The 16,700-nt window shown below is 67.8% G+C and carries 18 protein-coding genes and 1 tRNA gene; 9 read left to right on the top strand and 10 right to left on the bottom strand.

From position 1 onward, the window contains the following. Nucleotides 1-45: 45 nt before the first annotated feature. The 4 genes from BLU81_RS32930 to BLU81_RS32910 all read right to left on the bottom strand — a co-directional run bounded on the left by BLU81_RS32930 (nucleotide 46) and on the right by BLU81_RS32910 (nucleotide 3,609). Nucleotides 46-696: an aminodeoxychorismate/anthranilate synthase component II gene (locus BLU81_RS32930; RefSeq protein ID WP_092550116.1), complete on the bottom strand. Its 651-nt coding sequence runs from the start codon at nucleotides 694-696 to the stop codon at nucleotides 46-48. Nucleotides 697-700: 4 nt separating this feature from the next. Beyond that, nucleotides 701-964 carry a hypothetical protein gene (locus BLU81_RS32925; protein WP_092550113.1) on the bottom strand — a complete coding sequence of 88 codons (264 nt, stop codon included), beginning with the start codon at nucleotides 962-964 and terminating at the stop codon, nucleotides 701-703. Nucleotides 965-968: 4 nt separating this feature from the next. After that, complete coding sequence (locus BLU81_RS32920) at nucleotides 969-1,721, bottom strand: class E sortase (protein WP_092550110.1); 753 nt, start codon at nucleotides 1,719-1,721, stop codon at nucleotides 969-971. A gap of 1,099 nt (nucleotides 1,722-2,820) precedes the next feature. Beyond that, on the bottom strand, nucleotides 2,821-3,609 hold the full coding sequence (locus BLU81_RS32910) for a DUF881 domain-containing protein (RefSeq protein WP_092550103.1): 789 nt from the start codon (nucleotides 3,607-3,609) through the stop codon (nucleotides 2,821-2,823). Nucleotides 3,610-3,783: 174 nt separating this feature from the next. Here BLU81_RS32910 and BLU81_RS32905 point away from each other — a divergent pair, with 174 nt between their 5' ends. The 6 genes from BLU81_RS32905 (at nucleotide 3,784) to BLU81_RS32880 (ending at nucleotide 10,169) form a co-directional block, all read left to right on the top strand. Beyond that, on the top strand, nucleotides 3,784-4,047 hold the full coding sequence (locus BLU81_RS32905) for a cell division protein CrgA (protein WP_092550100.1): 264 nt from the start codon (nucleotides 3,784-3,786) through the stop codon (nucleotides 4,045-4,047). Nucleotides 4,048-4,192: 145 nt separating this feature from the next. Continuing rightward, a complete protein-coding gene (locus BLU81_RS32900) occupies nucleotides 4,193-6,337 on the top strand; it encodes a (Fe-S)-binding protein (RefSeq protein ID WP_092550097.1) in 2,145 nt (714 codons plus the stop codon). A 90-nt stretch (nucleotides 6,338-6,427) separates the two neighbouring features. Further along, a complete protein-coding gene (locus tag BLU81_RS32895; RefSeq protein ID WP_092550094.1) occupies nucleotides 6,428-7,762 on the top strand; it encodes a hemolysin family protein in 1,335 nt (444 codons plus the stop codon). Further along, the gene (locus BLU81_RS32890; protein ID WP_092550091.1) at nucleotides 7,755-8,786 is read left to right on the top strand and encodes a hemolysin family protein; all 1,032 of its coding nucleotides are present in this window, start codon (nucleotides 7,755-7,757) and stop codon (nucleotides 8,784-8,786) included. Before BLU81_RS32895 ends, BLU81_RS32890 begins: the two co-directional genes overlap by 8 nt. Nucleotides 8,787-8,913: 127 nt before the next feature. Beyond that, nucleotides 8,914-9,924, top strand: a complete 1,011-nt coding sequence (locus BLU81_RS32885; RefSeq protein ID WP_092550088.1) for a LamG-like jellyroll fold domain-containing protein — start codon at nucleotides 8,914-8,916, stop codon at nucleotides 9,922-9,924. A gap of 171 nt (nucleotides 9,925-10,095) precedes the next feature. After that, nucleotides 10,096-10,169 (top strand) — tRNA-Gly (locus BLU81_RS32880). An 80-nt stretch (nucleotides 10,170-10,249) separates the two neighbouring features. On the opposite strand, the gene BLU81_RS32875 is transcribed toward BLU81_RS32880, so the two are convergent. The 3 genes from BLU81_RS32875 to BLU81_RS32865 all read right to left on the bottom strand — a co-directional run bounded on the left by BLU81_RS32875 (nucleotide 10,250) and on the right by BLU81_RS32865 (nucleotide 12,386). Beyond that, a complete protein-coding gene (locus BLU81_RS32875) occupies nucleotides 10,250-11,227 on the bottom strand; it encodes a hypothetical protein (RefSeq protein ID WP_157751872.1) in 978 nt (325 codons plus the stop codon). A gap of 261 nt (nucleotides 11,228-11,488) precedes the next feature. Then, on the bottom strand, nucleotides 11,489-12,046 hold the full coding sequence (locus tag BLU81_RS32870) for a PIN domain-containing protein (protein WP_092550082.1): 558 nt from the start codon (nucleotides 12,044-12,046) through the stop codon (nucleotides 11,489-11,491). A 4-nt stretch (nucleotides 12,047-12,050) separates the two neighbouring features. Continuing rightward, nucleotides 12,051-12,386, bottom strand: coding sequence for an excisionase family DNA-binding protein (locus BLU81_RS32865; RefSeq protein WP_231953616.1), 336 nt, complete (start codon nucleotides 12,384-12,386; stop codon nucleotides 12,051-12,053). Nucleotides 12,387-12,636: 250 nt separating this feature from the next. Here BLU81_RS32865 and BLU81_RS32860 point away from each other — a divergent pair, with 250 nt between their 5' ends. Next, nucleotides 12,637-13,848 carry a helix-turn-helix domain-containing protein gene (locus BLU81_RS32860; protein WP_092550079.1) on the top strand — a complete coding sequence of 404 codons (1,212 nt, stop codon included), beginning with the start codon at nucleotides 12,637-12,639 and terminating at the stop codon, nucleotides 13,846-13,848. Between the two features lie 10 nt (nucleotides 13,849-13,858). Here the strand turns inward: BLU81_RS32860 and BLU81_RS32855 are convergent, their stop codons facing one another. Further along, the gene (locus BLU81_RS32855; protein ID WP_157751871.1) at nucleotides 13,859-14,365 is read right to left on the bottom strand and encodes a pyridoxamine 5'-phosphate oxidase family protein; all 507 of its coding nucleotides are present in this window, start codon (nucleotides 14,363-14,365) and stop codon (nucleotides 13,859-13,861) included. A gap of 86 nt (nucleotides 14,366-14,451) precedes the next feature. Between BLU81_RS32855 and dcd the strand changes: the two genes are divergently transcribed. Next, a complete protein-coding gene (gene dcd / locus BLU81_RS32850) occupies nucleotides 14,452-15,030 on the top strand; it encodes a dCTP deaminase (protein ID WP_092550076.1) in 579 nt (192 codons plus the stop codon). Between the two features lie 36 nt (nucleotides 15,031-15,066). Here dcd and BLU81_RS32845 read toward each other — a convergent pair whose 3' ends face one another. Beyond that, a complete protein-coding gene (locus BLU81_RS32845; protein WP_092557975.1) occupies nucleotides 15,067-15,540 on the bottom strand; it encodes a YcxB family protein in 474 nt (157 codons plus the stop codon). Between the two features lie 260 nt (nucleotides 15,541-15,800). Between BLU81_RS32845 and BLU81_RS32840 the strand changes: the two genes are divergently transcribed. Then, nucleotides 15,801-16,103 (top strand): YciI family protein, encoded by a 303-nt coding sequence (locus BLU81_RS32840; protein ID WP_092550073.1) that lies wholly within the window; start codon nucleotides 15,801-15,803, stop codon nucleotides 16,101-16,103. On the opposite strand, the gene BLU81_RS32835 is transcribed toward BLU81_RS32840, so the two are convergent. Continuing rightward, entirely contained in the window at nucleotides 16,100-16,645 is a 546-nt protein-coding gene (locus tag BLU81_RS32835; RefSeq protein WP_092550071.1) for a phosphoribosyltransferase family protein, read from the bottom strand. The genes BLU81_RS32840 and BLU81_RS32835 overlap by 4 nt on opposite strands. Nucleotides 16,646-16,700 lie beyond the last annotated feature (55 nt).

Raw genomic sequence — 16,700 nt, 5'->3', positions numbered from 1 at the left:
CAGTGAAGGCCGGTGCCCGTCGGGGCACCGGCCTTTTTCATGCGTTCACGCGGTGGCGAAAGCCGAGCGGCGGCGGATCTCCACCTCGGCGGCGAGAGCCGGGGCCTTCTCCAGGGCGGACGGGAGACCGCACGACGCCAGCCAGTTCGCCAGCATGGTGTGTCCGCCTTCGGTCAGTACCGACTCGGGGTGGAACTGGACGCCCTCGATCGGGAGCGTCCGGTGCCGCATCGCCATGACCACGCCGGATTCGGTGGTGCCGGTCACCTCGATCTCGGCGGGCAGCGTCTCCGGCACCACGGCGAGCGAGTGGTAGCGGGTCGCGGTGAACGGGTCGGGCAGCCCGGCCAGTACGCCGGTGCCCTTGTGGTGCACCTCGGAGGTCTTGCCGTGCAGCAGTTCCGGAGCTCGGTTCACGGTGGCTCCGAAGGCCGCTCCGATCGCCTGGTGACCCAGGCAGACACCGAACATCGGGAGCTTTCCGGCGTACGCCTTGATCACATCCATCATGATCCCGGCTCGGGTCGGCTCGCCCGGACCCGGCGACAGCAGAATGCCCGCCGCGCCGAAGCCGCCGACCTCGTCCACGGTGATCTCGTCGTTGCGCCGGACCTCGCACTCCGCGCCGAGCTGGCCGAGGTACTGGACCAGGTTGAACACGAATGAGTCGTAGTTGTCGATCACCAGAACGCGCACGTCGTCACCTGCTGGAGAAGGGGTTCGGCTGATTGGATTCGGTGCTGTAAGGAAGGTCTTCGTCGGGACCCTCGTCGCCGGGGATGGTGGTGTCGGCGTCCTGTCCGGTGCCGGCCTCGACCTGGACGTCGTCGAACGGCAGGAACGGAGTGGCCCACGGGAAGACGACGTACCACAGCAGCGAGCCGATGGCCGTGAGCAGTACGAGCGAGCAGGTCACCTTCCCCCAGAGACCGCCCGGCAACTTGCGCCAGATCCACGCGTACATCCGGTCACGCCTTCATCTCGGCCGGCATGCCGGCATCCGCCTTGGTCTGGTCCCGCGGGACCGTCTCGACCAGCTCGGCGTGGATGATCAGACGCTCGTAGTTGTTGAACTTCGGGTTGCAGGTGGTCAGGGTGAGCACCGCTTTGGTGGGCTTGGCCTTGGGCTTGCCGGGGACCGCGGCGACCACCTCGACCTGATACGGCTTCACGACTTCCTGCTGGTAGACGTGGTAGACGTACCAGCTGTCGCGGGTCTCGACGCCGATGACGTCGCCGTCCTTGAGCTCGTCCAGCCGCCAGAAGATCTTCCGGACCCGGTGGCCGGCGACCGAGAAGTTGCCGATCTGGCCGGGCTTCGCGGTGTCCGGGTAGTGGCCCGGGGCGTAGCGGATGTCGTCGGGCGTGACGCCGTCGACGACCACCCACTTCTTGTCCAGCTTCGGGATGTAGAGGCGGCCGACCAGGTCGGCGCCGGGCGCGGCCGGGCCCTTCTTGGTCGGGGCGGTCGCTGCCGGGCTCGGGTCGGCCCAGGCCTGGTCCAGTTCGGAGCCGAGATGATCCTGCTCGGCGTCGACCGCGGCCGAGTTGCCGAAGACCTGGTAGCCCGCGAAGAGCAGCACCACCAGACCGAAAGTGATCATCAGCTCGCCGGAGGTGCGAATGCCGGTGCGCAGCCGGGAGCCGATGGTCGGGCGGGTCAGCTCGGAGTAGACGCTCTTGTAACCCTCGTCGGTCTGCTCCGGCCGCAGCTTGACCACGCGCTCGCCACGTTTGCCCGGCTCCGCTTCGTCGGTGTCCGGCTCGGGCGGAGCGACCGGGCGGGCGCCCGGGCGGCGGGGGCGACCGGCGCCGCGCCTAGGACGGCGTCGGGACCGGCCGCCTCCCGAGCGGCCTGGGCGGCGCTTCCCGGCGTGGCCTTTCTGGCCGGGTCGGCGGCGGGCAGGGTGGGCAGGATGCCGGTCGGGGCGTCGATGGTCCGGATGATCGTGGTGGGGCTCGGATCCCGGTTCGGTTCAGCCGCCCAGGCCGGGACAGCCGGTGTTGCCTGCGCGGGCTGCGGCTGGGGCTGGGGCTGCGCGCTCTGGGGTTGCGCAGCCTGGGGCTGCGCGGTGGCCGGCAGTGTGGCCAGAAGCTGCGTGGCCAGGTGATGCGCGGCTGAGGGCTGCGCTAGCGGAGGCTGCACTGAGGGCTGCATGGCCGGGGCATGCGCCAATTGAGCCTGCACCGGGTGCTGCATGACCGAGGGCTGTGAGATTTGAGGCTGCGCGGCCGTGGGCTGCGCGATCGGGGGCTGCGCGATCGGGGGCTGCGCGATCGAGGGCTGCGCGATCGAGGGCTGCGCGATCGAGGGCTGCGCGATCGGGGGCTGCGCGGCCGCGGGTCCCGGCGTGGCCCACACGGGACTGGTGGGCTGGGCCCACGCGGGCTTCTGGTCGCCGGCCGGAGCCCACGCCGTCGTGGAGCCGCCGTAAGCGGGGCTCAGCGGCTCGCTGGGCGGCGCGGCTCGCTGATCCGTACCCGAGTGGTGCGCAGCAGTGATCGGGGCGCTCAGGTTCGCTACGGGGGCCTGCTGTCCGGCGGGGTGCTGGTTCGACCCTGCGGGCTGTTGGCCCGGCCCGGCGGGGTGCGGGCTCAACCCGGCGGTGTGCTGGCTCAACGCTGCAGAGTGCTGGTTCGGCCCGGCGGGGTGTTGGCTCGATCCGGGATCGGCGTTGCTGCCGAGGCCGGTCGCGGGGGTGAGCGGCCCGCCGGGGACGCCGTCAGGGGACGCGTCGGTCAGACGCGGGATGTAGGCGGTCTGGGCGGTCAGCGCGTCGCTGTCCGGGGCGCGGTGGCGGCCCGAGCCGGACGGGGCCGTCACTGGGCTGCCTGCGCCGAACGGAGGTCGGTCGATCCGTCGTACGCCTGCACTGTCACGTTCTTCTCCACCTTTTCCGTGTAACCGAGCCCGAAGTCGGTCACGGCTTCCCGGAACTGCCTGACTCCCTCTGCCGACTCCAACGCACGACTCATGGCTGTGGGTTCGCCGATCGCGGTGATCTTGAAGGGGGGTGAGAAGACTTGACCGTGCAGGAGCAGGGTATTGCCGACACAGCGTACCGCGCTCGTGGAGATCACCCGGACATCCATGATCGTCATGGCTTCGGCTCCACCAGCCCAGAGTGCGTTCACCACGGCCTGAACGTCACCCTGATGCACCACCAGGTCGTCATTGTCCGGAGCGTTGTCGATGAAATCCGAGCCACGTCTGGGTGAGTCGTTGAGAGTGACGGTCACCCCCGGACCGGTGAGTTTCGAGAAGCCCGCGGACCGGCGCAGCGCGTTGGCCTGACTCTGGGCCGGCGGGTCCAGTTCGGCCAGACGTGTCGTCTCCCGGTCCACCTCGGTCAGCAGATCGGCGGCCTGGTGCTCGCTGACCGCCAGGCGTTTACGTTTCTCGGCGATCAACTGGGTCAACTGCGGGCGCCGGTCGTCACGCAGGGTCGTACCGTCCGCCGTGGTCGCTGACGTGGTGAACAGCAGCCCGGCAGCGAGCGCGATCAGCGGAACCCCGGCCGACCAGACCGATCGCCGGGTGTCGTGCGGCGGCCGCAGAACGCGTGCGACACGCCGAAGAACAACGTCGCCGCCCCTTAAAAAAGCCACTCAGCCCCCTCGAGAACAGACGCTCGGGGTATTTTCTCTCCCCGGCGGGTGCCTGTCTGCGTACCGCCTTGACTACGCTAGCGGGCGAACAGTATTCGCCACGGGCAGCATTCGGGACTTCCGGAGCCGCTCAGCGGTGGGTTGTTCACCACTTGTTGCCCTCAGGAGAAGACCGTGCCGAAGTCTCAGGTTCGCAAGAAGAAGGTCTACACCCCGCCGTCGGACATCAGCCCGGCGGTCAAGGGTGCGTCCAACAAGCCGAGTCCGCTCTGGCTGCCGGTCACCGCGGTGTCGCTGATCGTCATCGGGATCGCTTGGTTGGTCGTCTACTACCTTTCGTCCCAGCAGTGGCCGGTGGAGAGCTGGCGTTACTGGAACCTGGCGGTGGGCTTCGGCTGCATGGTCGCGTCTCTGGGGTTGTTGTCGCGCTGGCGCTGAAACGCCCCGCGTACACGTGAAAATCTCCGAAAATTAGCGCACCCCGGCTCTACATGGGGTGCGCTTTCGGCGTGGGGCGCTTGCCCGTCTATTACTCATGAGTAACATGGGTTGGCGCACCGCCGACCGAGGAGGCACAACGCAGATGGGCTACGCGCAGATAGTCGCCACCGCCTTAGCGGGGGTAATCACGGTGGTGGCCGTTTACCTGGCGGTCCGCGCCGTGATGACCATCACCGCGGTGATCCGCCAGGGCCAGCCGGACCCGGCCCGGTTCACCGACCCGAAGACCCGCACCAAGACCATGCTGGTGGAGACCGTCGGTCACACCAGGATGCTCAAGTGGAGCGCGATCGGCGCGGCCCACTGGTTGGTGATGGTCTCGTTCGTCATCCTGTCGTCGCTGGTGCTGGAGGCCTACTTCGAGGTGGTGAGCCCGAAACTGGGCTTGCCGATCATCGGGCACTGGGTGGTCTTCGGCCTGGTCACCGAGTGGATCGGGATCCTCGGCACGGTCGGCATCCTCTACCTGGTCTTCGTCCGCCAGCGGCAGAAGCCGGGCGCCGTGAAACGGAGCAGGTTCCTCGGCTCGACCATGTGGCAGGCGTACTTCGTCGAGGCGATCATCGTCGGCGTCCTGATCTTCGGGTTCCTGATCCGGGGCTTCAAGGTCGCCACCGACCACTTCGAGTACCCGCTCTGGGCCACCCCGCTCAGCCACGCCATCGGCTCCGCGTTGCCGGCCTGGGAGGACGGCGCCACCTGGATGGCGCTCATCAAGATCCTGATCTCGATGAGCTGGCTGATCACCATCTCGCTGAACCCGACGATGGGTGTCGCCTGGCACCGCTTCCTGGCGTTCTTCAACATCTACTTCAAGACCAGCCCGGAGAAGCCGGCCGGTTCCGGTCTCGGCGCGCTCAAGCCGATGATGAGCAACGGCAAGCCGCTCGACTTCGAGGAAGCCGACCCGGAGAAGGACCAGTTCGGCGTCAGTCAGGTCGAACAGTTCACCTGGAAGGGGCTGCTCGACTTCTCCACCTGCACCGAGTGCGGCCGCTGCCAGTCGCAGTGCCCGGCGTGGAACACGGCCAAGCCGCTCTCACCGAAGCTGATGATCCTTTCGCTGCGCGACAATGCGTACGCCAAAGCTCCTTATCTTCTCGCCGGAGGCGGCAAGGACCTGATGGGCGAGGAGAAGGCCACCGAGGCCCAGCTCGCGCACATGGACGTCCTCGCGCTCGCCGAGGGCAACCGCCCGCTGATCGGCGGCGTCGACGAGAACGGCATCATCGACCCGGACGTGCTCTGGTCCTGCACCACCTGTGGCGCCTGCGTCGAGCAGTGCCCGGTCGACATCGAGCACATCGACCACATCGTCGACATGCGTCGCTACCAGGTGCTGATCGAGTCGAGTTTCCCCTCCGAGGCCGGCGTGATGCTGCGCAACCTGGAGAACAAGGGCAACCCGTGGGGCGCGCCGCAGAACACCCGGGAGGACTGGACCAAGGGTCTGGACTTCGAGGTGCCCCGGGTCGGCGAGACCGAATTCGATTACCTCTTCTGGGTCGGCTGCGCCGGTGCGTTCGAGGACCGGGCCAAGAAGACCACCCGCGCGGTGGCCACGCTGCTGCACGAGGCCGGGGTCAACTACGCGATCCTCGGTGAGGGCGAGACCTGCACCGGTGACCCGGCGCGGCGGATCGGCAACGAGTTCATCTTCCAGATGCTGGCCCAGCAGAACGTGGAGACGCTGACCGAGGCGTTCGGCGACCAGAAGGTGAAGCGGATCGTCGCCACCTGCCCGCACTGCTTCAACACCCTCGGCAACGAGTACGAGCAGCTCGGACTCAAGGTCGAGGTGGTCCACCACACCCAGCTGCTGGCACACCTGGTCAAGGAGGGCAAGCTCACCCCGGTCCAGCCGATCGAGGGCGACGTCACCTACCACGACCCCTGCTACCTGGGCCGGCACAACCGGGTCTTCGACGCGCCTCGCGAGGTTCTCGGTGAAGCGGCGAACCTCGTCGAGATGCCGCGTAACCAGGAGCGTTCCTTCTGCTGCGGTGCCGGTGGCGCCCGGATGTGGATGGAGGAGAAGATCGGCAAGCGGATCAACGTCGAACGTACCGAGGAGGCCCTGGCCACCGGTGCGAAGACGATCGCCGTGGGCTGCCCGTTCTGCTACACGATGATCGGTGACGGCGTGACCGGAAAGGGTAAGCAGGACGAGGTCGAAGTGGTCGACGTGGCCACCGTTCTGCTCCGCTCGCTCAAGCAAGACGTCTGAAATCACCTGTGAGAGGCCGGTCGCATTGGCGACCGGCCTTTTTCATGAACGGCTCCGGTCCGGCACAATGAGGTCCGAGGTGAACCGATCATGGACGGGCTGTTCCTGACCGCGGTGCTCCCGTTGGTGGCGTTTGCGCTGCTCACGGTGGGCAACGCGTTTTTCGTTGCGGCCGAGTTCGGTTTGGTGACCGTCGATCGCGTGGAGATCGACAAAAGAGCCAAAGCGGGTGATCGTCAGGCGCGCCGGGTTCGGACCGCACTCCAGGAACTCTCGTTTCAGCTCTCCGGGGCACAGCTCGGCATCACTCTGACCGCGTTGCTCACCGGTTACCTGGCCGAACCGGCCCTCTCCAAAATCTTCGAGCCGCTGGTGGAGCCGATCGCCGGTTCCTCCACCGAGACTCTGACGCACGTGATCGCCCTGGTGGTGGCGACCCTGGTGTCGATGCTCTTCGGTGAGCTGGTGCCGAAGAACGCGGCACTGGCCCGCCCGATGGGTATCGCCCTGCGCACGGCCGCCCCACTGCGTGGCTTCTCGATCGTCTTCAAATGGCTGATCGCGGCGCTCAACGGCACCGCGAACTGGCTGGTTCGCCGCCTCGGCATCGAGCCGCAGGAGGAGCTGGCCAGCGCCCGTTCGCCGGAGGAACTCGGCCTGCTCGCCGCGATCAGCGCCTCGGCCGGCGCGCTGCCCACCGAGACCGCCATCCTGCTGCGCCGGACCATCCGGTTCGGCGAGAAACGCGCGGCCAAGGCGATGACCCCTCGGGTCGACGTGGTCGCTCTCAAGACCACTGCGAGCGTCGCCGACCTGATCACGGTGGCGCGGGAGACCGGGCACACCCGATTTCCGGTGTACGAGAACACCCTCGACGTGGTCACCGGAGTCGTCGGCGTGAACGACGCCCTCGGCGTGCCACCCGAGCGCCGGGCCGCCACCCGGGTGTCCGCCCTGGCCAAGGAGCCGGTGTACGTGCCGGAGAGCCTCACCCTGGACAAGGTGCTCGAAGTGCTGCGTGCGGCCGGTGCCGATCTGGCCATCGTGGTCGACGAGTACGGCGGCACCGACGGTGTGGTCACCACCGAGGACCTGGTCGAGGAGTTGGTCGGGGAGATCACCGACGAGTACGACACCGACCTCGGCGAGACCGGCACCCAGGAGCTGACGGCACCCGGTGGCGAGAAGACGTTCCTGGTCGACGGGCTGCTGCGGGAGGACGAGATCCACGAGCAGACCGGTTTCCGCCTGCCGGAGGGCCCGTACGAGACGCTCGCCGGTTTCCTGCTCGCCCGCCTCGGACACATCCCGGTCGCCGGGGAATCGCTGGAGGAACACGGGTGGGAATTCACCGTGATGGAAGTCGACCGGCACCGCATCGAACAGGTGCGCGTCGTCGCGCCGCCGGAGCCGTCCGATGAGTGAGCTGGTGTTCGTCGCCGTACTGCTGATCGGTAACGGTCTTTTTGTCGGTGGTGAGTTCGCCCTGATCGCGTCCCGGCGGACCGCCCTGGAACCGCTCGCCGAGACCTCGCAGGCGGCCCGCTGGGCGCTGTCGGCGATGAGCCAGATCCCGCTGATGATCGCCGGAGCCCAGCTCGGCATCACGATCTGCACGCTGGTGCTCGGCGCGATCGCCGAACCGACCGTGGCGCACCTGCTGGAAGGCCCGTTCCAGGCGATCGGCCTGCCGGACAACGCGGCGCACCCGATCTCCTTCGTCGTGGCCCTGATGATCGTGACCTTCCTGCACACGGTCATCGGCGAGATGGTGCCGAAGAACATCACCCTGGCCGGCCCGGAACGGTCCGCGCTGGTCCTCGGCCCGTTCATGCTGGCCTTCTGCATCGCGACGAAACCGCTGCTCAACACGATGCGCTTCCTCTCCCGGCTGATCCTGAAGATCTGGAGCATCGAGACCACCGACGCGGTCAAGACGGTCTTCACCGCCGAGGAGCTGGCCGGCATGGTCACGCAGGCGCGCACCGAGGGCCTGCTCGGCTCGGAACAGTACGCACGCATCCACGCTGCTCTCGGACTCAGCAACCGCACCGCCGCCGACACGCTGCTGCCCTGGTCCCGGGTGACCACGGTGGCCGCCGACGTGTCACCGGCGACGCTGGAGGCGGTGGCGACACGCAGCGGCCGCTCCCGGTTCCCGGTGGTCCAGCGCGACACCCGGCGCGTGCTGGGCTTCATTCACATCAAGGACATTCTTGGGTACGCGGGAGCACAGCGCCGTCTCCCGGTGCCGGCCGAGGTGATCCGTCCGCTGGCGGTGGTCTCGCCCGACCGGAGCCTGGCCGACCTGCTGCTGACCATGCGCCGCGACCGGCTGCACATCGTGCTCGTCAGCGACGGGCGGCGGCCACTCGGCGTGATCACACTGGACGACGTGCTGCACGCGGTGATCGGCGAACCGGCTCATCAGGTGGCTCGGGTGCGGTGATGTCTGTCACCCCACCGGTCCGTCACCCCAATTCGGAGTCGGCGGTTCGGCCGAACTCGTACGGGTGCTTCTGTCGCCGTTCGGAGTTTCGGTTCGGTCTGCCCGTGGTAATCGGGACAATAGCCCCATGTTTCACTCTCGGCGGCTCGTCGTACCGCTAGGCGTCCTGTCGTCGGCCATCGTGCTGGCCGCGGTCACGCTCCTGTTGAACCGCACCCCGTCGGCCGCGGTGCCCACCGTCGCCCGCAGCCACCCGGCCTTCCCCGCCGACACCCGCAGCTTCCCGGCTGCGGCGACCGTCCCGGCGCTCCCCGTGATCCGGGCCCGGCCGGGATTCCTCGACAACGTCGCCGCCTTCTCGGCACCACTGCCACCCGGGCGGATCCGGACCGCCACCGGGCCGTTCGCCGTCCACTACGACTTCGACGGCGGCGTGGAACGCCCGATCGCCGCAGCCGCCGGCGGCCACGAACTGCGGCCCCTCGGGCAGAACGGAGGCGCGCTCCGGCTCGTACCGCAAGGGTCTGGTCTTGCCGTCGCCTATCCCGACCGGTGCACCCTTCCGAGAGAAAAGGACTGCCCCCGGGCCATCCTCGAAGGACTCCGCGACGACAGCCTCAACCCCGGAAGCCGGGCACTCCGCTACGGCGCCTCGATCCGGATGACCCACGACGACCTGGCCGACGGCGCCAACGTGCTGCAGAAGGGCTACTCCGTCGGCGGCGTCAGCCAGTTCAAACTCCAGGTCGACCACCGGCAGGGCCACCCGAGCTGCGTGATAGCCGGCCAGCGGGCCCGCATCTACCGAGCCGAACCTTGGATCGACGTGGCCGACGGCACCTGGCACCACCTGGAATGCCGCCGAACCGCCGACCGCCTCAGCATGTACGTCGACGGCATCCCCCGAGCCTGGGTACCCATCCCCGAACAACTCTCCATCGCCAACGCCGAACCCTTACGCGTCGGCGGCAAAGGCCCAGCCCCCGGCAACGACCAGTTCGCCGGAGCCGTCGACGACGTCTTCATCACCATCGGCGACCCCCAGCCGTCCCTTCCCGGTTCGTCGGTGTCACCGCGTCGCTCGGCCGCGGGCCCGGACAAGCGAGCGGCCCACCACACCCCGAAACGAAAGCCGTAACCCGGCTCTGGTTGCCGGTTGCCCTCGGCGAGCAGCGCGAAAGCCAGCCAGCCACCCGGAACGAACCATCCGCATGCCGCCCCAGGTCCCCTGACAGTCGCACCATGCCGACGTTCACCCCCGGGGGCCTGCCGTCGCGGCGACGGATAATCGGGTACAGTGAGGCTTCTTGCGGGTGTAGTTCAATGGCAGAACATCAGCTTCCCAAGCTGACAGCGCGGGTTCGATTCCCGTCACCCGCTCCACGTGCGGAAGCCCTGGTCAGGACCGATGGTCCGACCAGGGCTTCCGTCGTTCTAGGCCATCCTGAACCAGGGATGGGCCGTCACTCGATCTCCGCGTCCGATACTGCGCTCAGCGCAACAGCCTGTAACTCGTCCATGTTGGTGCGGTACCAAGTGCCTCGGGCGAAGGCGTGCAGGTCAGCGCTCCGGCAGGTGTAACGGAGGCGTTGTGCTTCGATGCCATCGGGTAGCACGAGGCGGCACTGCCCGCCGATGCGGCGCACGCCGTCTCGGCCAATGCGCAGCAGCGTCACGACGTCGTACTCGGAGCCCCAGCCTGCTAGAAGAGCTCGGTCTGTGCCACTGACCAGCATGTTGTGCGCGGACTGGTAGGGAGACTCTCCGCAATCTGTAACCTGGTCACCTGACGCTGACTGGATATGGAAGTCGGTGTAAGGGCAGAAGTGGGCAGTTTCACCGTGCAGGTTGAGCGTGTAGCAGTCAGAGATGTAGGGAAGCCCGGCATCGTGCGGGTAGAGCCAGTCGACGGTCAGGTCTTGGTTGAACCGGGCAAGGCCGTGTCCCTCTGGCCCTCTTCCACCTAACACTCCCTCATCGAAATATCCGGCCCATACTTTGCCGGACGGCGTCGTCTGCAGTTCCTCGATGGCATCACCGAGGTGGCCTTGGGACTCCAGACTGCCGTCGCGTGTCCATACCTCACCGTTGATCTCGCCACGCCCGGCGCGAGCCGCCGCCAACAGGACCCGCCCCTCTGGGAGCGGTTGCACGAACGACACGCGAAGGTCTGTCTGCACATCGATGGCACCGACCGTCCGGATCCCCTTGCCACCGAGATGCCAGGTCACCTGCTTGCGTCGGGAATCCATCCGGTGTGACCAGACGGCGAACGCCGTGCCATCGGGCCCCACGCCGACCGCCTCGGGCTCGCGCTCCGTGTTCGCGCGGCCTGAGGGTGCCAGAAATCCATGGCGTTTCAGTGGCACAACCGGCAGCTTCAATACCTCCAGCCGCCGCTGAAGACTGGCCTGATCGCTTTCGCCTCGTGTTGTCGTCATCAGCGACCATCATCGGTTACCCGGCAACCGGATTCGCGAGCATCGGCGGGGCCATCAACGCGTCATCAGCTGGGGGTAGGGCCGCCTCCGGCAGGGCGACGGCCGCACATCTGCCCTCGACTTCGGCGGGCCGAGGGCCCGTGTGGCATAGGTCGTGGAAGTGCAGACCCGCGTCACCGGTTGGTGCGCGTGACCCTCACGTCGCGGCAGAGTTTGGCCAGTCGGCTTGCGTTGTCGTTTCGTTCTCGGTGTTTGGCAGGGTCATGGCCTGGCTCGTAGCTCTGCGACGCTGATTGCCAAGCCGGAGCGTTCGAGTCTTTCCAGTACATCCTCGATGGTGCCGAGTGGCCGCTTCCATGAGTCGGCGATCTGCTGGACCGACGCGTAGACCCTGCTCCGGTCCAGACTGATCTGGTCACGGACGAATTCGTCAGGCGATTTGGGATCGATATCCCATTCATGCAGGGTCGCAGCAGGGAAGTCGCGCAAGTTCGCCGTGACGATGACCTGGGCTTTCGCTTTGATCGCTGCGGCGAGTACATGTCGGTCGTCTGGGTCCGGCAACTTGAGAACTTCGATGAGGGCTGAGTAGCCGCTGACCTTCCAATCGCGGACAGCGGTGCCCATCATCGAGCGAGTACGGTCCAGTCGTTCGGGATCGAGATCAGGACGCTGCCGCCGCAGGGCTGCGAACATCTCGTCGAGGATTTCCTCGGTCCATTTGGCTTGCACCAGACCGGACTGGGCGATCCGGATGAGTAGATCTCGCAGGGTGCTGGGGTAGAGCACGCTGGCGTCATACATGACGACGAAGGCCACGGCGTCAGCTCAGATCCAAGTCCTGCGCCAGCTGGGCGAGTTCGTCCGCGGCTCCCCGACGTCTCAGGTCATCCCGGTGTTTGTAGTCCATCAGGGAGCCGGCCAGCACGCGGCGATGGGTGCCGACTTTACGGAACTCGATCTCGCCCGATTCCAGAAGGCCGATCAGGTAGGGCCTCGACACATTCAGCAGATCGGCTGCCTGTTGGGTGGTGAGCTCGGCATGTTCGGGTACAACCGAGACGCTGTGGCCATTCGCCATGTGCGCCAATACTCGGGCGAGCAGTTCGACGGCGCCGCGCGGGACGATGAGCTCGTCTCCTTCGCCGTCGTCGACCACTCGCACGGTTGCAGGGCCTTGTGGGTGAGTGCGGAGGTACCTCTGCACTCGCGGTAGTGCCTCCGCCGCAACTGCGATCGTCTCGGCATCCGGTTTGACCTGGCTCGTTACCGACATCTCCACCTCCTCACGGTAAACGAATTATCCGCAACCAACGCAGCAATCGCAACAGGTGGTGTGGGTGTGGAACGGGGTCGTGGTGGTACGGGGATGGACCACTCTCTGGAATCGAAGGATTACCGTCGGGCCCATGAACCCACGACGGAGTGCTGATCCGGGTGTTGGTGAGCGGATTCGGGCTCGGCGGCTGCTGCGTGGGTGGAGTGTTCGGTATGCGGCCAGCCGGGCCGGGGTTTCGCACGCCACCTGGAGCCGGATCGAACGGGGGCTGCAGGCGGCCGACAACCGGTTCATGCTGTCGGACATCGCGGGGGCGCTGGAATGTGCGCCGGCTGACCTGGCGGGCAGTGACGTGCCGGCGCCGGATCGGGCCACTGCGGCGGCGCGGGCGGGGGTGCTCGGGCTGCGCCGGGCACTGATCGACATCGACCTCACCGATCCGCCGGACGGAGTCGCGCCGCCGATGGCCGAGCTGCGGCGCAGCGTCGCCCTGGCGGAAGCGCTGTATCGGGTCTGTGATTACGCCGGGGCCGCACGCCTGCTTCCGGGGCTGCTGCGTGACCTGCACACCGAGACGGCGGGGCCGGATCACGCCGAGGCGTTGCGGCTGCTCTGCGACGCGACCTCGATGGCCTCCACGGCTCTGCGGCATCTGGGGCATCCCGCGGACGCCTGGCTCGGCGCCGAACGGTGCCGGGACGCGGCGGACGCCCTGGACGATCCGGTGCTGCGCGGGCACGCGGCTTACGCGCTGGCCCGCGCGGCTGTCGCCTGCGGTTCCTACCAGCGGGGGCAGACTCTGGCCGAGCGGGCCGCGGACGACCTGAGCCGGCATCTCGGCAGGCCCGGAGGACCTGAGATTCTCGGTACGTTGTACCTGGTGGCCGCCCTGGCCAGCCGCTGCCGGAAGCGCCTCGACGACAGCCGGGACTGGCTGACCGAGGCGGCCGTGCTGGCCTGCCGGACCGGGGAGACCGACACGATGCGGATGTACTTCGGGCCCACCAACGTGGACATCTGGCAGATGAGCATCGAAGTCGACGACGGCGACCCGGCCCGGGTCATGGAGATCGCCCGCCGAACCGATCCGGCGGCGATCCCGGCAGGTGTCCGGCAGGTCTTCTACTACGCCGACACGGCTCGTGCCCTGGCCCGCATCGGTGGCCGGGACCGGGAGTCGATCCGGTTCCTGCTCACTGCGGAGCGGATCGCGCCACAGCACGTACGCACCTCCCTGGAGCTGGCGGAGACCACTCGGGCGCTGCTCGACCGCTCCCGTCGTCAGGCCGGTGGCTCCGAACTGCGCGGGCTGTGCGAACGCATGCGGGTCACCAGCCACTGACGCCGCTGGGTCAGCTGGCGACCGCCAGTGGGCGGCGGGTGCGGCGTGGGGCCCGCCAGGTGCGGGCGTAGGCGGGGACGAACGGGGTCGCCGCCAGCGGAAGGGCGCCGGCCGGGCCGTGGTGGCGGAGCATCGCCGTCTCGATGGTCAGCTCGAAGAGGCACCAGTCGACGTCGGGCGAGGCATGCAGGGTGCCGGCCAGGTGAGCGATGGTCCGTGGGTCGCGGACCGGGACGGCGCGACCGGTCAGGCCGGCCTCGTCGTCGTTGTCCTCCGGCGGGTAGGCGTGCAGTGCATACCGCCCGTCACGTTCCAGGTCGCGGCGCTTCGGAGAGTCGACGATGAAGCAGTAGAGGCCGGTCTCGGTGAAGACCGGCGACACCGGATGCACTCGTGGGCCGCCGTCGGGGCGGATCGTCGCGAGGTAGCCCATGCCGGGGCCGTACTGCTGCAGGAGCGCACGGATGCCGTCGGCGAGCGCCGGCTCGGCGGCGGCGAAATCGGACCAGGAAGCCATGGGGGAAGTCTATCGAACATACGTTCTAGTCGGCCACTGAACACGCCGATTCGGGCAGGTCGGTGTCAGGTCGGTATGGTGATCCGATGCTGCTCTCCGACCGGGACCTGGTCTCCGAGATCAAATCCGGTGGCTTCGCCCTGGATCCGTTCGAGCCGACGTTGATGCAGCCGTCCAGCGTCGACGTTCGCCTGGATCGGTTCTTCCGGGTCTTCAACAACCACCTCTACACGCACATCGACCCGGCCGAGCAGCAGGACGACCTGACTGCCCCGCTCGAGGTCGAGGATGGTCAGCCGTTCGTGTTGCATCCGGGCGAGTTCGTCCTGGCGTCGACGCTTGAGGTGGTCACTCTCGGACAGGAGCTGGCCGCGCGCCTGGAGGGAAAGAGCAGCCTGGGACGGCTCGGACTGCTCACCCATTCGACGGCCGGCTTCATCGACCCGGGCTTCTCGGGGCACGTCACGCTGGAACTCTCCAACGTGGCCAATCTGCCGATCAAGCTCTGGCCGGGGATGAAGATCGGTCAGCTGTGCGTCTTCCGGCTGTCCAGCCCGGCCGAGCACGCCTACGGGTCGAGTGTCTACGGCTCCCGCTATCAGAACCAGCGTGGCCCGACGCCGAGCCGGTCGGCGCAGAACTTCCGGACCTGGCCGACCACCTGACCTTGCCTGGACGTACGCCAATCGGTGGAATCTGCCTTATTTGCGCCGGACGGGCAGGCCTTGCGCGGAGGCGGTGCCGAGGACCTGCTCGATCTGGGCGGGGCTGAGCCCGGCCGTCGGCACCGGCAGCAGGCGGGCGCCACCGAGCCGGAAGAGCAGCTGGCCGGAGAGTTCCTCGACGGAACGGACAGCCCGCCAGGTGTACGCATGACGGCTCTCGGTGTCGGCGCTGGCGATACCGCCCTCGCTGAACTCGTAGGTCGTCGGCCGTCCGGCGCGCAGCCCACGGGCGGTGTGGTTGATCAGGAGCACCGGGACGGCCACGGCGAGCACCGCGCCGCCGGCCAGCAGCACCGCGTCGAGGGTGCCGGTGACGGCCAGCGACAGCACCGCGAACAGCAGCAGTCCCCAGCCGCCGAGCCGGGCGACCAGCACCGGGCGCCGCAGGCCGTGCCGGGTGGCGGCCGCGTTCAGCGCCGCGTCGGGAACCGCGGTGATCTGGATCTGCACCCCGGAAAAGTAGCCCTGAACAGGGCGGATCGACACCGGCCGGACGGCCGGATCGCCATCGTCACCACCCCGGCAAACGTCCGCACCACCCTCACCCGATCGGGTCACCGGGATCGTCGATTTCAAGTCATGCCATCGATGCCATGACTTGGGTGGAGCTGCGTGATCGGCGCATGTCCGAGCCCGGCACGGGCGTTCGACGTCGACCTGAGCCTCAGCTTTCGGCCGAAGGCTGAGGCCGCGTAGGCGGCGGATCTACGATGGTCGGCGTGTATCTGATGATTTCGACGTACCTGAAGCCGCTTGACGAGGTGGACGCTGCTCGGGCGGACCACCTGAGCTACCTCGCCGGGCTGGAGGAGGCCGGCTATTCGGTCACCGCCGGGCGGATCGACCCGCCGACCGGCGGCATCATCCTGTTGGACGTCGACACCGAGGCTGAGGCTCAGGAGCTGATCGCCGAGGACCCGTACGTGCAGCGGGGTCTGGCCACTTACGCCGCCATCGGCTGGCACCCGGCCCGTGGTGCGCTGGCCGGTTACCAGCGCACCCGGAAAAACTAGGCCGGGTCCAGGTCCACTCCGGTCAGCAGGCTGCGGATGGACAGTTCGGCGGAAACCCCGGGTGGGCATTCGTCGACGATGACCGCGGCTCCCACGTACCGCGAACCTAGAAGTTCTCGCAGCCCGCGGGCCTGAGCCCCGGTGGCCGCCCAGTCGTCGACGACTAGGACACGGTCGCCGGGGCCGACCAGTTTCTCCCGGATGCCGAGGCGCTGGACGTCGCCGCGGTGGTCGGTGGGGATGTCGATCCAGATCATCGGTTCGGCGATGGCCCGGCGGGCACCGGCCCGGTACGCCTCGACGAAACCCACCCCGAGGGCTCGCGCCACCAGGGGCCCGACCATGAATCCGGTGACCTCGGGCGCGACGACGACGGTCGGCTTCTCGGCCGCGAAGAGGTCAGCCAGGGCAGGGCCGAGTCCGTCGAGGATCCGTGGATCACGCCACCAACCGGAGCGATCGCTGACTAGGTAATCGCTTCCGGGGCCGAGGTCGGTCCAGTGGAAGGCCGTTCGGAGAAGATCACGGAGATCGTCGGTCACGCAGACATCCTGTCACCGGCTGTCGCCCTTGTTGGACCGACCGAATGACACCGGT

This window comes from Actinoplanes derwentensis, from assembly GCF_900104725.1.
GTDB classification, from domain to species: Bacteria; Actinomycetota; Actinomycetes; order Mycobacteriales; family Micromonosporaceae; genus Actinoplanes; species Actinoplanes derwentensis.
The sequence above is the reverse complement of the archived record's forward strand: the minus strand, read 5'-3'. Positions and strand labels throughout refer to the sequence as shown.

Bases quoted from the DNA above. Each gene is read 5' to 3' on its own strand.
- BLU81_RS32895 (WP_092550094.1), top strand. From the start codon at position 6,428: ATGGACGGGCTGTTCCTGACCGCGGTGCTCCCGTTGGTGGCGTTTGCG.
- BLU81_RS32860 (WP_092550079.1), top strand. From the start codon at position 12,637: ATGAACCCACGACGGAGTGCTGATCCGGGTGTTGGTGAGCGGATTCGG.
- BLU81_RS32900 (WP_092550097.1), top strand. From the start codon at position 4,193: ATGGGCTACGCGCAGATAGTCGCCACCGCCTTAGCGGGGGTAATCACG.
- BLU81_RS32840 (WP_092550073.1), top strand. From the start codon at position 15,801: ATGGTCGGCGTGTATCTGATGATTTCGACGTACCTGAAGCCGCTTGAC.
- BLU81_RS32890 (WP_092550091.1), top strand. From the start codon at position 7,755: ATGAGTGAGCTGGTGTTCGTCGCCGTACTGCTGATCGGTAACGGTCTT.
- BLU81_RS32925 (WP_092550113.1), bottom strand. From the start codon at position 964: ATGTACGCGTGGATCTGGCGCAAGTTGCCGGGCGGTCTCTGGGGGAAG.
- BLU81_RS32875 (WP_157751872.1), bottom strand. From the start codon at position 11,227: ATGACGACAACACGAGGCGAAAGCGATCAGGCCAGTCTTCAGCGGCGG.
- dcd (WP_092550076.1), top strand. From the start codon at position 14,452: ATGCTGCTCTCCGACCGGGACCTGGTCTCCGAGATCAAATCCGGTGGC.
- BLU81_RS32885 (WP_092550088.1), top strand. From the start codon at position 8,914: ATGTTTCACTCTCGGCGGCTCGTCGTACCGCTAGGCGTCCTGTCGTCG.
- BLU81_RS32855 (WP_157751871.1), bottom strand. From the start codon at position 14,365: ATGGCTTCCTGGTCCGATTTCGCCGCCGCCGAGCCGGCGCTCGCCGAC.